The following is a 15,015-nucleotide window of genomic DNA, read 5'->3' on the forward strand; positions in this document are numbered from 1 at the left end:
AAAAACACACCAAACAAGCGGATTAGGATGAGGAATTATAGGTGAGGACAACGATGTTGTTCTTAGAAATCCTTACGAGGAAACCATGTCAAAGAAATCAAAAAAACCTGAGAATCAGATTTGTGCCAATAAAAAGGCACGCCATGAATACTTTATTGAAGAATCGTTTGAAGCGGGTCTTGCCCTACAAGGATGGGAAGTCAAAGCCATCCGTGCTGGTAAAATGACCATTACCGAGGCGTATGTGATATTTCGCAATAACGAAGCTTTCTTATTTGGAGCGCACATTCAGCCGCTGCTATCTAGCTCGACGCACGTTAGCCCAGACAGCATTCGTACTCGTAAGCTGCTACTCAATCGCCGTGAAATCGAAAAACTAGCTGGGGCAATCAATCAAAAAGGTTATGCTTGCGTACCGTTGTCTTGCTACTGGAAAAACTCACTGGTGAAATGCCAGATTGGTCTTGCCATCGGTAAGAAGCAACATGACAAACGTAAAACATTGAAAGATCGTGACTGGGAACGTGATAAGCAGCGTGGTTTTAAACAACATTTAGATTAATACAATCAAGTCCACTATAGAGGTGTTACTGCGTTAACATCGTTTGAAGTATTTAACATACATCTGCGCTCAGTTGCCTTGTAGCACCTCTACATTGAATTAACGATAGCTTCCTTAAACAAAGCCAGTTTAATCTAATACAAAAATGGACGATTCAGCATTATGTTGAATCGTCCATTTTTATTTATCTTTTATTTGTCCTTAATTTAGTTAGTAAATGACTCGCTTTCTTACGAGATCGCCTCTTTTGCCAAAGATTGCATATTTCTACGAGCTTGGCGTAATTGACGAATACCATGAGCAATCAAGCAGGCAATGCCGACCCAAATCAAACCATAGCTGTAAATCATCGCTGACTCAAATGGGTTGCCCAATACGGTGATCGCTAAGACAAACAACAGCGCAGGCTCCAGATAACTCATCATGCCATAAACATTTACAGGTAGCATTTGACTGGCGTCAACGTTGGTTTTCATCGCCCACACGCTCAACACACCTAGCCCAGCAATCATCATGATAAAGAACGCAGAACCACTCACCAACCCCAAACTGCTCGGTGCAAAAAGCAATAAGTAAGCCAACGCAAATGGCGCACAAATGCTTAAATCTACCAACAATCCAGTCACCGCACCGATACCCTGCAAACGACGCAAAATATAATAAACAGGATACGTGCCACAGACCCAAAGCGTCGCCCACGATATGCTCTGCGTACGTACAATCTCGCTACCGACTCCTAATGCCGCAAAGCCAACTGCTAACCACTGTAGACGACTTAACTTTTCACCAAATAACAGGCAACCAAACAGTACCATCGTCAGTGGAAATAAGAAGTAACCCATGGCCGTTTGCACACCTTGACCATTAACTGGTGCCCACATAAATAGCCAAAATTGACTGAGAAATATAGGCGTCGGTAATAACAGCCAAGCCCACTGCTTTGCCGTACGTAATGCTCTTAACTTATCAATGTGCAACCCTAAACGACCACTGATAACTAAGTAACCAACCAGTGCTGCCCACATCGCGAGCATCCGCCAGATGAAAACTTGGGTCCCTGACAATGGCGCTAAAAAGCTACTATAGGCGTAAAGAATACCGAATAACACATTGGACAATACAGCTAACACCACACCCAATATTAACGTACGTTGCTGAGTGCTACCCGCTGTCCAAATCGCAGGTAAAGGTATGCGCGACACTGTGGTTGCCAATGTATTGGCGAACGCATTAGATAATATAGAAATAGACATGAGCAGCACCGTAAAATAGTAGTCGTTAAACAAATCAATGGTTAGCACGGTGATGGTCCGTGGCTAACTACTGGTTGATAAGTTCTATTTTACTTATACCTTACGAGATATTATCTCTATATACATCTTTATATGAATAGAATTATCTAACAACCTACTAATAATTCAATTATTTATCAATTTTTTAATTATAGTGATAATAGGTTTAATAACAGATTTTTTAGCAGCGTTCTTAGTAACATTTTTGGAGAAAAATACCGTGAGCCACGTTTTGGATGATATTGATAAAGCCATTTTGAATTTGCTACAAGAGGATGCCACGCTACCTTTGAAAACTATCTCAGAGCGTGTCCATGTGTCTATCGCTACGGCACAGCGCCGTATCCAAGCGTTAACCAACAATGGCGTGATTACCAAGCAGGTCGCTATTGTCGATCCTAATAAGGTCGGCTATGGACTGACAGCAGTAGTAATGATAGAAATGGCGCGCTCAAACACGTCGATGCAGCATCGATTTGAGCGCTTAATGCATTCGCAGCCACAGGTCATGAGCTGCTATGAAGTATCAGGTGATGCGGATTTTATGTTGATGGTCAATGCCAAAAACATGAGCGAATATCATCGTTTCACCACAGGCTTGCTAACTTATGAAAATAACGTGCGCCACTTTAAAAGTCAGTTTGTGATGAATTTCACCAAGAGTGGCACAAAGATTACGTTAGATTAATCTCAAGGCGTGTCATGGCTGATTGCTCATGACTTATTAATTATGGTTAATCAGTCATAATTCATAAATAGATGTCATTATTTTAGATCACATCCAGTGACTAAAGACACGCCCCAATCTCATATTGAAAAAACATTAAATTCATATTGAAAAAAACATTAAAACAGCTTTTCAACCACTGCCCTCGGATGATTTTGCTTGGCAGTCTCTGCAACCCGAAAAAATATTTCATCTGCTTCTACAGGGCCAGCAATATCACACAAGCAAATATAAGCAAGCTGAATCAAATTATTCAAGAGATGCTCATTGTCAGGTACGATTGGCCGAGCACCTTCCAAGAACTGATTAATGTCGATAGAATGCCCTTTAAAGGTGCGTTCTTTCGACACAGTTTGGTGCATGATATGAAAAAAACTGCGTTTGTCTGATTCTGTTAGCTGACTGCCAATGGCTTCCATCACCGTATAAAAAGCTTGTAGCATCTCAGAAACAGATTTTTGTTCATCAATTTCTACACTACTGCCGCTCTCTTCGGCCACCTGCTGATGGTCAGTCTGCATCGTATTCCAAAAACCTTTACGAATATCAGACTTGTGTTCTTGTAGCTCAGGATAGCGTCGCGTCGCATCTAAAACGCACTGCTGCATCATTTTCACAGAGACCGTCGAGTGCCGCTGCCAATGCGTGGTGAGTAGTCGCACCTCTTCAGGATTTAAATATTTTGCCAGTACAACTGCCATCGCGGACACGGTTTGATTTACTGATTGAGTGTCGATATTCATCAGTTTTCTCCTATAAATGTCGCTCTGTTAAGTTTTTGGCATCGAATATTTGCTTTTGAAACTCTGGATAGCCAATCTCTGCGTGCTCGGTATAATCTAGGCCGCGCTGCTCATGCAAGCGACTGGCTTTTAACCCAAAGCTGATATCAATCAACTTATACATGACGAGTCCCAATCCCAATCCCCAGACTAACGCCACACCCACACCAAGCGCTTGTACACCCACACGTGATAAATTGAATAAGTCGTCTGAATAAAACAATCCAGCCGCAAGCGTGCCCCATGCACCACCAAAGCCATGCACTGCAACGGCTGATACCACATCATCAATTTTTAATTTCAATAACGCTTGTGTCGATAAGATATATATCACGGAAGCAGCTGCACCGATGATAACGGCGAAGATAGGCGTCGTTGTCGCACAGCCTGCAGTAATAGACACCAAACCAATTAAGCTGGCATTGACACTATCACTGAGCAAAATGGCTTTGTTCAATGCTTTTGAGATGAGCATATAACTCACTACCGCACTAATCGCTGCTACGAATGTATTGACAGCGATTAGGCCGATATTGCCAGTGATAGATAGTGTAGAGCCAGCATTGAACCCAAACCAACCAAACCACAAGATAAAACCACCAAGTGCAACCAACGTCATATTGTGACCCGCTATCAATCTTGGCGTACCATCAGGTGCGAAACGACCCAACCGTGGGCCAATGACCAATATACCTGCGAGCGCTAGCCACCCACCGATAGAGTGCACAACCGTAGAGCCAGCAAAATCAATGAACCCAAGCTCAGCCAACCAGCCCGTACCACCGAAATAACCGCCCCATACCCAACTGGCAAATACAGGATAAATGAACAAACAAATGAGACATGCCGCCACCGCGTAGCCCACAAAGGATACCCGCTCCGCCATTGCCCCACTCGCTACCGTAACGGCTGTGGCAGCAAACATCATTTGGAAAAACATCAATGCCCAGTCCATATTGGACAAATTCACTGGCATAAAGTGATCTGTACCGAAGAATCCTGAGTCATTGGTGCCCATCATCAACCCAAAACCAACGAGATAAAAGGCCAAACCACCGATACACATATCGGTATAGTTTTTCATCATGACATTGACCGTGTTCTTCGCACGTACTGATCCGCTCTCTAACAATGCAAATCCTGCCTGCATAAAGAACACTAGCACCCCACCCCAAATAATCCATGCAATATTTTGATACTCAAGTAGCTGTGCCACTGTCAGAGCCGCTTCTTCAGCAGCCATTGCGCTAGACATAATCCCAAACAGTACCGCGCCCATCAACAGTACTTTAGAGCAGAAGGAGGTACATAAAACAGATACCTTGCCCAAGCTAAAATAGGATGCTTTCACTTTATTTCTCCAAACAATTATCGATTTTATGGTATTTATATATGTATTGTTTTTATGAGCCTATCTAAATCAATAGACTCTACGAAAGAGAAAGCAAAGCGCATGCCAAAACGTACTTTGGGCATTGGGAAAATAAAATAGATACTCTAAAAAAATAGCACCCTATAATCGAAACAAACCTTCAACTATCCATCTGTTATCAGATAAACGCTGTGATAATGACTAATAAAAGTAAGATGCTAAGCCTTCTATTCATGCTTAGATTCTGTTCTCCTTAATTCGTAGTAGCCGAAATATGCCAAAGTATTTTCTTCAATAGAATATAAATAATGAGTAGATAAGGCATGTCCAAACCATGTACCATATCAACGAAAGTTTGATAATAACCATCAAACAGAGAATCAATACCAATAGTCGATAGTCAATCATCATAGACAAGGAAATAGAGCATGACTCAGCATAAAGGCACACCTGCAGACAAACTAGAAAGCACCAGTAAAAGCGATAAGCATCACACTGCATTACCAGCCAAATTCAACTCAAAAGCAGTGATTATGGGTGCCTCATTGGTGGCATTGCTAGCGACCTCAGGCTGTGCTACCAGCTCATTACTAGACAGTGACAGTCATACCAGCACCAGTACTACCAAGAATGTGTTGTCTGAAGATCAAATCATTGCTTTTGGTCGTCCCGCTCAAGCATTACCAAAAATGCCAAACGCGTCCATGGTTATCGTTGGTGAAAAAAACAGCTATGTACTGACCCAAGGTGGGACAGAGATGATCAGCTTGCTGGGTAGCTTGACGCCAAAAAATATCCAAGTCGATAACGACATGGATTTTTATGTGCCAAATAATGATGGGTATTTTCAGGGAGAGATGAAGCTTTCTTATGCCAAGTTAAAAGACGAATTTAAGCGCTCTGACTATCAGTTCTTTTTGCAAAACAGTGGTAAAGAATGTACCTCAGCCAGTGATCAGCGCATCAATGCCCAGCGCTTTTGCTTTAGCGTCCCTGTCAAAGGCGCTATCTATCCGCAAGTCAGTAATCTAAGCATGATCCAGTCGAATTACCGTCCTTTATCTAAGCCTTATATGGTGAGTTTTTATTCAAAAACCACGCAGAGCCACGTATCTAGTAGTGGTGCAAATACGGCGCAGAAGCTTGTATTGCTACCCTTTGCCCTAGCATTCGACGTGGTTACCTTTCCGTTTCAACTATTAGAGTAATCAGTTTTCTGTACTTATGACAGGGTAAATCAAGAATAACGGGTTAAATCAAAAAGGTTTCTAACAGTTTAGGAACCTTTTTACTTATAGATTATCTCATGCTATCAATAACTTATCATTAATCGCCCATCGTAGAATAGGTCGCATAGTGAGTTGGATTCATGTTAAAATGAGCGCTTTTAAATGAGCCGTTAATATTTTTAATAAATAACGGCTTTTTTTAGTGCCATTTTTCTATTCAACAGGTCCGCCCATGTCTGCCGATACCATCGCCCGCACCGCCTTTAAACAAGGCACAAAACCTCTTTTCGATTACGACAAACACTGGGCGAGCTGCTACGAGCCTGCGCCCTATCTGCCTATGAGTCGCAAAGAGATGGATGATTTGGGCTGGGATGCCTGTGATGTCATTATCATTTCAGGTGACGCTTATGTCGATCACCCAAGCTTTGGTATGGCGATCATCGGTCGTCTATTAGAGTCGCAAGGGTTTCGCGTGGGTATCATTGCTCAGCCAGATTGGAAGAGCAAAGACGCCTTTATGGAACTGGGCAAACCTGTTTATGCTTATGGCGTGACCGCAGGCAACATGGATAGCATGATCAACCGCTATACCGCTGATCGTAAAATCCGTAGTGATGACGCTTACTCACCAGGCAACGTGGCCAATAAGCGCCCTGACCGTGCCGCTATCGTTTATAGTCAGCGCTGCCGCGAAGCGTATCCTGACGTGCCAATTATCCTAGGCGGTATCGAAGGTAGTCTACGCCGTATCGCTCATTATGATTACTGGTCGGATAAAGTCCGTCGTAGTATCTTGATGGATGCCCGTGCCGATGTTTTATTATACGGTAATGCTGAGCGCGCCATCGTCGATGTGGTACATGGTTTGTCTAAAGGCTATAGCTTTGAGCAAATGAGCAAGCTGCGTGGTACGTCATATCTATTGACGCCAACGCGCCGCCATTGGCAAGACGATATGACCGAAGTTGCTAGTAATGATGTCGATACCGTCGGTCGTGTTGATCCGATTATCAACCCTTACGTCATGACTGAAGACGTCGATCAATGCTCTATCGAGCAAGAAAAACCGAGCGACTCGCCTGTTGGCCAAGCTATGTCTTCAATGTCATCGCAGTATCAGGGTTTTGTCGCTGAACCGGTCACCAATAAAATCATCAATGCTGACCAAGTAGATGAAGAGACGCAAGTGGTACAAATGCGTGGTTTTGATACTGCTGAGGGAAGAAACAATAAGCCGATGACGGCGCGCAAGCATAAGCTAAAAATGCCGCCACGTGAAAAAACCGTCATTCGTCTCCCTGATTATGAGCACGTCAAATCTGACCCAGTGCTTTATGCGCATGCTAGCCGTATCTTGCATCTTGAGACCAATCCAGGTAATGCCCGTGCGCTAGTACAGCGTCACAGCAGCGGTGCAGGCAACTCACACACCTCAATTGACGTGTGGTTGAATCCGCCACCAGTGCCACTCTCAACCGAAGAGATGGATTACGTCTTTGACTTGCCATATGCCCGCTTGCCACACCCAAGCTATGGCGATGCGCGTATTCCTGCTTATGACATGATTAAGTTTTCGGTCAATATCATGCGTGGTTGTTTCGGTGGTTGTACGTTCTGCTCGATCACTGAGCACGAAGGTCGCATTATTCAAAGCCGCTCAGAAGACTCTATATTGCGCGAAGTAGAAGCCATTCGTGATACTGCACCTAACTTTACGGGTGTGATATCGGATCTTGGTGGCCCAACGGCAAACATGTATCGCCTTAGCTGTAAAGATGAGACGATCGAGAAGAACTGCCGTAAGCCTTCTTGTGTATACCCTGACGTCTGCGAAAACCTAATCACCGATCATAGTAATCTGACCAAACTATACCGCAAAGCGCGTGACATTAAAGGCGTGAAAAAAATCCTGATCGCTTCAGGCCTGCGTTATGACTTGGCTGTTAAAGACCCTGAATACGTCAAAGAATTGGTCAGTCATCACGTCGGTGGCTATCTGAAAATTGCGCCAGAGCATTCTGAAGAAGGCGTGCTATCAAAAATGATGAAACCGGGCATGGGCAGCTACGATAAGTTTAAAGCCATGTTTGAACAGTACAGCCAAGAAGCAGGCAAAGAGCAATATCTGATTCCTTATTTCATCGCGGCGCATCCAGGCACCAAAGATGAAGACATGATGAATCTTGCTATTTGGCTCAAAAGTCATGGCTACCGTGCTGACCAAGTACAGGCATTTTATCCTAGCCCGATGGCGACGGCGACCACCATGTATCACACGCACAAAGATCCGCTACATAAGATCAGTCGTGACGAAGGTGACATGGATATCGTCAAATCTGGCAAGCAGCGTAAATTGCATAAAGCGTTCTTGCGCTATCATGATCCAAAAAACTGGGTAATGTTGCGTAAAGCATTACAAGATATGGGACGTAGTGACTTGATTGGTAAAAACCGTGGTTGCTTGATTCCACCATTTAACGCCAGTTTAGAAGGCCGCGATGCCGCACAAGACAGCTATCAATCAGCGCGTAAAAAGAACAGTCGTGTTGGCAATGACTCGGTGAAGCGTAGCAACACCTCTACTCAAGGCGCTGCGGGTAAAAAAACAGCCAGCAAAAATACCAAAAAGCGTGTCAGCAAGGGCAACTTCCAAACCCAGCATACGGGTCTGCCACCGCGCAAAACCAAGTAGCGTTCATGATATAGAAATGCATGCTCAATTCAGAGCATGTTAAGTAAAACAAAAAAGCGTCTATCGATTCATATATCGATAGGCGCTTTTTTATGTGTGTGAGATAATTTTTAACCAGTATCATCTACGGCTTTAGATACCTTCTAAAGCACTCACAATGAGACATTACATTAGTCAGCAATTGTGTGACAAAGCAAACATGTAACAAACAATTTCTAACATTTACCTATGTTTGTTTTGGGTACTATATGGCTATAAGCTTAATGCATACTTAAATATAATTACATGATACCGTCTATATCTTTGGAGAAGACCATGAATACCCTTACTAAAATTATCGCAGCTCTACCTGCCCTCGCCCTATTAAGCGCTTGTGCAACTACTGCTCCGACTACTCCAAATACATCAGACGTGCCTGAGTCAGACACAACTGCATCAGAGACCATGCCTAGTGCCGCTTACGATCGTATGGCACCCGCACCTTACACTTGTACAGATGACAGCATCATCACGGCAAAACAATCTATCAATAAAAAACAAGTCATGCTAAACGTGACATTACCTAAAGTAAAATGGGCATCACAGCCAGTTATCTTAAATGGTGATGCGCAAGATCATGTCGCAAGCTATGTCAATGATTCAAGTCCAGATGCGGTCTATGCATGGCACATGAAAGAAGACAAAGGCATCTTCGCTATCAAATGGGCAGATGGTACAGAATATAATGTCAGCTGCCAAATCTAGTAAAATAATCATAAATAGAAAGTGATAATACACATTAGACAGTCATCATAAGGTGGCTGTTTTTTTGTGCGCATTTTTATACAACCTGCCTATTTATATAACCTGGCTATTTATATAACCTGCCTGTCTTATGGATGTTGGTATAACAATCGTTTGTTTACTGCATTTCTCTAGAGAACCATAACGAAAGCTGTCAAAATAGCGCATATATACAATACGATGATGATCAATCAAGAGGATACGTCGATGGTTAAGCGCTTAATGAGTACATTAATAATTACGATGGCCAGTGTGTGGGTGCTAACAGGTTGTGGCAACAATACTGAGACGACTAGCCAAACCTCTGAAGCTGCTGTCACGACCGCAGAAAGTTCAGAAGTAGCGGAGAATACTGTCGACTGGTCTCTAGTCGCGAGCGGTGAAGCACCTGCTGATATCAGCAATTATCAGTATCCGTTTGCGCTCGATAGTCAAAATGTGCAGGACTATGCGGATTACTTCAAAGTGGATAATACTACGGCGCAGCATAATCTGACGGTGAGCATGGCAAGTAATGAGGCGCTATCAAAAGCCTTGGATCAGTTGAGTGAGACCTATGTCTCGCATGAGCTAACTGATAGCAAAGACATGACCCTTATCATTCATACCACGCCCGACATCGCTGCCAGTAGCTACGATTATGTGTTTTCTGATGATTTTGCAAAAGGGCTGGTGCTACCTATCGTGATTGTGCCAGATGGTAAGAAAGGTGATGTGAAGGCGCATAGCGAGATGGTGGAGTAGAGTATTTGCTCTACGGCCTTTTCGGTGCAAGAGGTAGCAAACTTTATACTATTTATTAGAATTAGTCGGCTACTAACTATAATTCACGTTAGATATCTATGACTTGTACATACTTAGTAGATTTAATGCTAAAATTCATTTTTCTTAAATAGAGGCTATACTATTCTATGCAAACAGTTGACGATCTAGCCCAAAACGCATGCAATTACTGGCCATCAGAGTTAGTTAAAGAAGCGGCTGATAAAAGCACTTTAATCCCTCTTCTTGAGACACAAGATACCTTCTTAAATTTATTAAAAGTAGCTGATGCCAGTCCTTATGCATGGAAAGAGGCACTTATCCAAAATAAAGCATTATCAGCTAATCTTTTCTTAAAGCACCTTATGGTACTTACGGATATTGGTGGAGAACGCCTACAACGCTACTCAAAAGATTTTTTTCAACTATTCCCTGAACAAAAACTAGAATACAAATTTGATAATGTTATTCATACTCATGAATTTAGTAAAACTGATAAACGCGTTTGGAACAATAAAAAGTTAAGGATTGAAAAATCTCTACTGCTTGAGAACCGTCAGAACTTTAATGATGATATGCTTGATGTCTGTATGCTATTGATTTGGGGAGCAAACACTACAGACCCTTCTAAGTTACCAGATGAGATATTAGAAAAAGCTATCATCGGCAGCATGATAGGAAGCCCTGATAAATTAGAAAAATACGTCAAAGAACGCTACCTATTTGTTAGCCGCCAGATTGGTGGTTCTACAGCTAATGACTTGGGGTATATTTGCGAAGCCTATATTAAAAATAAACTACAAAAGATGCTACCTGGTTACTATAATTTCGATGGGCATACATTAGTAAATGTTACCTTGAATGATGCGGAGCTAACTAAATTCGATCTAGTTGTTTCTAATTCAAACACTAATCGTTCTATAGGTATAGAGGTGAGCTTCCAAGTTACTACTAACTCTGTAATTGAGAGAAAAGCACAGAATGCTAATAACAGACAGCAACTCGCACACCAACATGACCATAAAGTTGGTTATATTATAGATGGTTCAGGTAACTTTCAAAGAAAAAGTGCTGTACAAAATATATTAAACTATAGTGATTGTACTGTGAATTTTTCTGATACTGGGTTACTGCAAATGGTTAATTATATAAAAGACAATATTTAATGATTAGATTTATTGATTTATTCGCTGGAACAGGTGGCATTAGACTTGGTTTCGAACAAGCCTTGCATGAGCTGAATATAAACTCTGAATGCGTTCTCAGTGCAGAAATAGACAAAGAAGCATGTAAAACTTATGAAGAAAACTTTGGCGAAAACCCATATTGTGATATTACACAATTATCTAATGTGAAAGATTTCGATGTATTATTGGCAGGATTTCCTTGCCAAGCTTTTTCTTCGGCTGGTAAAAGATTAGGCTTTGAAGATACCAGAGGTACACTGTTTTTCGATGTAGCACGTTTAATAGAAAGCAATCAGCCGTCTTTATGCATCCTTGAAAACGTGCGAGGCTTAGTAAACCATAATAAAGGTAAAACATTTGCTACTATTAAAAATGTCTTGATTGATTTAGGTTATAAATTTGAATATAGATTACTTAATTCAAGCAACTACAGCGTAGCTCAAAATCGCGTAAGGATTTACATAGTAGCAGTCAAAGGTATTATTCCTAAAATAACATTACCAAGCGATGTTGGGGCTGTAGATTCACACGCGTTCAAAGAGAACTTAATAAATAATGATTTATTTCATGACAACAAATCAATATTAGTCAGAGATATTTTAGAACCTAATCCTAGTTCACATTATAACTGTTCTGAAGAGTTCACAGATCAATTAAAAAAAGTATTAAAAGGAGACTTAAGTAAGTTACATGGTATACGTCTAATTGATAGTCGAGGTGGAAATTCTATACATTCTTGGGATTTAGGATTAAGGGGTGAGTGTAATAATCATGAAATTGAATTTATGGATTTGTTAATTGCCAATCGTCGGAAAAATATTTTTGGTACACATCAAGATGGGAAAGCCTTAAGTAAAGAACAAATTAGCACTTTCTATCTACATGATGATATTGATTCGATTATTAACTCGTTACTACTAAAGCGCTATATTAAAGAGAAAGATGGTCTATACAACTTAGTAGCAGGAAACATGTCATTTGAAGTATTTAAATTTCTTGACCCTGATAGTATCTCAATAACTTTAACTGCCTCTGATTCTAATAGGTTAGGAATATATCATAATGAACGTGTACGTCGTTTAACCCCTAGAGAATGTGCAAGATTACAGGGTTTTCCCGACTCATATAAATTACATCCTAAAGATAACTTTGCTTATAAACAATTGGGTAACGCAGTCAGCGTACCAGTAATCAAAGCACTCGTTAAAGATGTTTTAATTAATAACCCTAATCTTTTGAAATAAATTTTAGGGTTATTTAAGAACTCAATTCATACTTTATAAAATCCTACTTTGACCTCACCCTACACCCCAACCAACACCAAAAACTCTTCTTCACCCACAATTTTGACGCCCAGCTTTTCTGCTTTGGTGAGCTTAGAGCCAGCCTTATCTCCTGCTAGTAGCGCAGTCGTTTTGGCTGAGATGCTTCCTGATACTTTTGCGCCAAGTGCTTGCAGTCTAGCCTTGGCTTCATCACGTGCCATTTTCTCCAGCGCACCCGTAATGACCCACGTCTGCCCATCAAGTGGCAAGTCTCCAGCAGATTTTTGCTCGACCTTATCCCAATAGACACCCGCTTCAAGCAATGAATTAATCACTTCGATATTATGCGGTGCACGGAAAAACTCGTAAGCCAACTCAGCAGTGATAGTACCAACGTCAGGGGTTTTAATCAGAGTCTCAATACTGGCTGCCATCAGGCTGTCGAGGTCACCAAATTGCTGAGCAAAGTTTTGTGCCGTACCCTCGCCCACACCGCGTATGCCAAGCGCATAAATAAAACGTGCGAGCGTAGTATGCTTACTGGCTTCAATGGCATTGATGATGTTTTGTACTGACTTTTCGCCCAGTTTTTCTAGCGTGACCATCTCATCTGCATGATTGTGCAGTTGATAGATATCAGCGACGGTCTTAACCAGACCATGCTCAAAAAAGCTAAGGAGCCACCTCGCGCCAAGTCCATCGATATCCATGGCACGACGTGAGACAAAGTGAATCAATGCTTCTTGCTGCTGCGCAGGGCAAAATAGGCCACCAGTACAGCGTGCCAATGCTTCATCTTCTGGTAGCACCACAGGCGAGTCGCATACCGGACAAGTAGCAGGTAGCGTGACTGGCATGCTATCGGCTGGGCGTTGGTCGTGCCAAACGCGGCTGACTTTCGGTATCACATCACCAGCACGGTGTACGCTGATCAGATCGCCTGCACGCACGTCCAAACGCTGAATCTCACCAAAGTTATGCAAGGTGACATTACTGACGGTGACGCCGCCGACTTTGACAGGTTCGAGCTTACCAACTGGGGTGATTTGACCGGTACGCCCGACTTGCCACTCAATATCATTTAGACGCGTCATCACCGTTTCGGCAGGGAATTTATAGGCAGTCGCCCAGCGTGGCTCACGTGACAGAAACCCAAGCTGCTGCTGCAATGACATGTTATTTACCTTAATCACCACGCCGTCTATTTCAAACGGTAAACTGGCACGGCTCTCAATTACTGATTCATAATAGGTTTGTGCCGCACGTGGGTTTGCGACCACTTCTACCGCACTGACAGTAAAGCCAATGGTTTTTAGCCAAGCCAAGCCTGCTGATTGGGTTTCGATGGTTTCAGGCAATCCTTGATTGATAGAATAAGCATAGAACGCTAGTGGGCGACTGGCTGCCACACTGGGATCAAGCTGACGTAAGCTCCCAGCGGCGGCATTACGTGGATTAGCAAAGGTTTTATTTTCGCTCTCTTCTGCTAGGCGGTTGAGACGATCAAAACCTGCCTTGGGCATCAGCACTTCACCGCGGACTTCTAACAACTCGATGTCAGCAGCATCCGCGAGCCAAAGTGGCAAGTTGCGAATGGTCTTGGTATTTTGAGTAATATCCTCGCCCGTTTGCCCATCACCGCGCGTGACGGCTTGCACAAATTTTCCATGCTCATATTTTAGCGACACGGCCAATCCATCAAGCTTTAGCTCCATCTCATACTCAGGATTTTTTTGCGCATCATTTAGACGGTCGTTGACGCGGCGCATAAAGGTATGTAATTCGTCATAGTCAAAAACGTTGCCCAGTGACAGCATGGGGATGTCATGAGTCACTTGGGTAAAGGCAGATAGCGGCATATCACCGACTTGATTGATGGGGCTATCAGGCTGTACCAAATCTGGGTATGCTTCTTCAAGCTCAAGTAACGAACGGCGCAATTGATCGTATTCACTGTCTTCTAAGATCGGATTGTCGAGTACATAATAGGCATAGTTGTGTGTTTTAATGGCGTCGATAAGTGTGCGCATTTGGGCAACGATTTGCGCAGTTGTTTTTTGATTGGTTGCTGATTGAGCAGCGGTCGATAAGATAGGATCAGTCATAGTCGGTGTCTTTTTTTTGTCATTCAAGATGCCGATATGATAACAAGTTTGCAGGATACTCGGTATAGTCAATCCCATATAAATCCGCTACATCGTCATCCTCACTAACCATACTAATGTATAGCTTGCACTCGGCTTCCTTGTATCGAAAATATTTGGAATCAACTATATCTTGAACCGACTCTAGGGCGTGTCTTCATTTCAAAAATGGCGATACAAATGAGATAAATTGCCGTCAAACAAGAAAAATAGCG

General features: G+C 42.5%; 12 protein-coding genes. 8 read left to right on the top strand and 4 right to left on the bottom strand.

All coding sequences use genetic code 11. The features are described from left to right. Window positions 1–85: 85 nt before the first annotated feature. Window positions 86–562, top strand: a complete 477-nt coding sequence (gene smpB / locus JMW61_RS02160; protein ID WP_197099834.1) for an SsrA-binding protein SmpB — start codon at window positions 86–88, stop codon at window positions 560–562. Window positions 563–792: 230 nt separating this feature from the next. On the opposite strand, the gene JMW61_RS02165 is transcribed toward smpB, so the two are convergent. Next, window positions 793–1,815, bottom strand: a complete 1,023-nt coding sequence (locus tag JMW61_RS02165) for an EamA family transporter (protein WP_201549096.1) — start codon at window positions 1,813–1,815, stop codon at window positions 793–795. Between the two features lie 259 nt (window positions 1,816–2,074). Between JMW61_RS02165 and JMW61_RS02170 the strand changes: the two genes are divergently transcribed. Next, window positions 2,075–2,542 (top strand): Lrp/AsnC family transcriptional regulator, encoded by a 468-nt coding sequence (locus JMW61_RS02170; protein ID WP_201549098.1) that lies wholly within the window; start codon window positions 2,075–2,077, stop codon window positions 2,540–2,542. 158 nt (window positions 2,543–2,700) lie between these two features. On the opposite strand, the gene JMW61_RS02175 is transcribed toward JMW61_RS02170, so the two are convergent. Continuing rightward, entirely contained in the window at window positions 2,701–3,324 is a 624-nt protein-coding gene (locus JMW61_RS02175; protein ID WP_201549100.1) for a hypothetical protein, read from the bottom strand. A gap of 10 nt (window positions 3,325–3,334) precedes the next feature. Further along, entirely contained in the window at window positions 3,335–4,642 is a 1,308-nt protein-coding gene (locus JMW61_RS02180) for an ammonium transporter (protein WP_201550318.1), read from the bottom strand. A 626-nt stretch (window positions 4,643–5,268) separates the two neighbouring features. On the opposite strand from JMW61_RS02180, the gene JMW61_RS02185 reads away from it, so the two are divergent. The 6 genes from JMW61_RS02185 to dcm all read left to right on the top strand — a co-directional run bounded on the left by JMW61_RS02185 (window position 5,269) and on the right by dcm (window position 12,635). Continuing rightward, on the top strand, window positions 5,269–5,943 hold the full coding sequence (locus JMW61_RS02185) for a YidX family protein (RefSeq protein ID WP_201550319.1): 675 nt from the start codon (window positions 5,269–5,271) through the stop codon (window positions 5,941–5,943). A gap of 253 nt (window positions 5,944–6,196) precedes the next feature. Continuing rightward, complete coding sequence (locus JMW61_RS02190; RefSeq protein WP_201549102.1) at window positions 6,197–8,659, top strand: YgiQ family radical SAM protein; 2,463 nt, start codon at window positions 6,197–6,199, stop codon at window positions 8,657–8,659. A gap of 315 nt (window positions 8,660–8,974) precedes the next feature. Next, the gene (locus tag JMW61_RS02195) at window positions 8,975–9,403 is read left to right on the top strand and encodes a hypothetical protein (RefSeq protein ID WP_201549104.1); all 429 of its coding nucleotides are present in this window, start codon (window positions 8,975–8,977) and stop codon (window positions 9,401–9,403) included. 261 nt (window positions 9,404–9,664) lie between these two features. Next, window positions 9,665–10,186, top strand: coding sequence for a hypothetical protein (locus tag JMW61_RS02200; RefSeq protein WP_227687335.1), 522 nt, complete (start codon window positions 9,665–9,667; stop codon window positions 10,184–10,186). A 167-nt stretch (window positions 10,187–10,353) separates the two neighbouring features. Further along, window positions 10,354–11,370 (top strand): hypothetical protein, encoded by a 1,017-nt coding sequence (locus JMW61_RS02205; RefSeq protein WP_197215865.1) that lies wholly within the window; start codon window positions 10,354–10,356, stop codon window positions 11,368–11,370. Further along, entirely contained in the window at window positions 11,370–12,635 is a 1,266-nt protein-coding gene (dcm, locus tag JMW61_RS02210) for a DNA (cytosine-5-)-methyltransferase (protein WP_197215863.1), read from the top strand. The genes JMW61_RS02205 and dcm overlap by 1 nt, the downstream gene beginning before the upstream one ends. A 59-nt stretch (window positions 12,636–12,694) precedes the next feature. Here dcm and ligA read toward each other — a convergent pair whose 3' ends face one another. Then, window positions 12,695–14,761: an NAD-dependent DNA ligase LigA gene (ligA, locus tag JMW61_RS02215; RefSeq protein ID WP_201550320.1), complete on the bottom strand. Its 2,067-nt coding sequence runs from the start codon at window positions 14,759–14,761 to the stop codon at window positions 12,695–12,697. Window positions 14,762–15,015 lie beyond the last annotated feature (254 nt).

It is taken from the genome of Psychrobacter fjordensis (genome assembly GCF_904845995.1).
GTDB classification, from domain to species: Bacteria; Pseudomonadota; Gammaproteobacteria; order Pseudomonadales; family Moraxellaceae; genus Psychrobacter; species Psychrobacter fjordensis.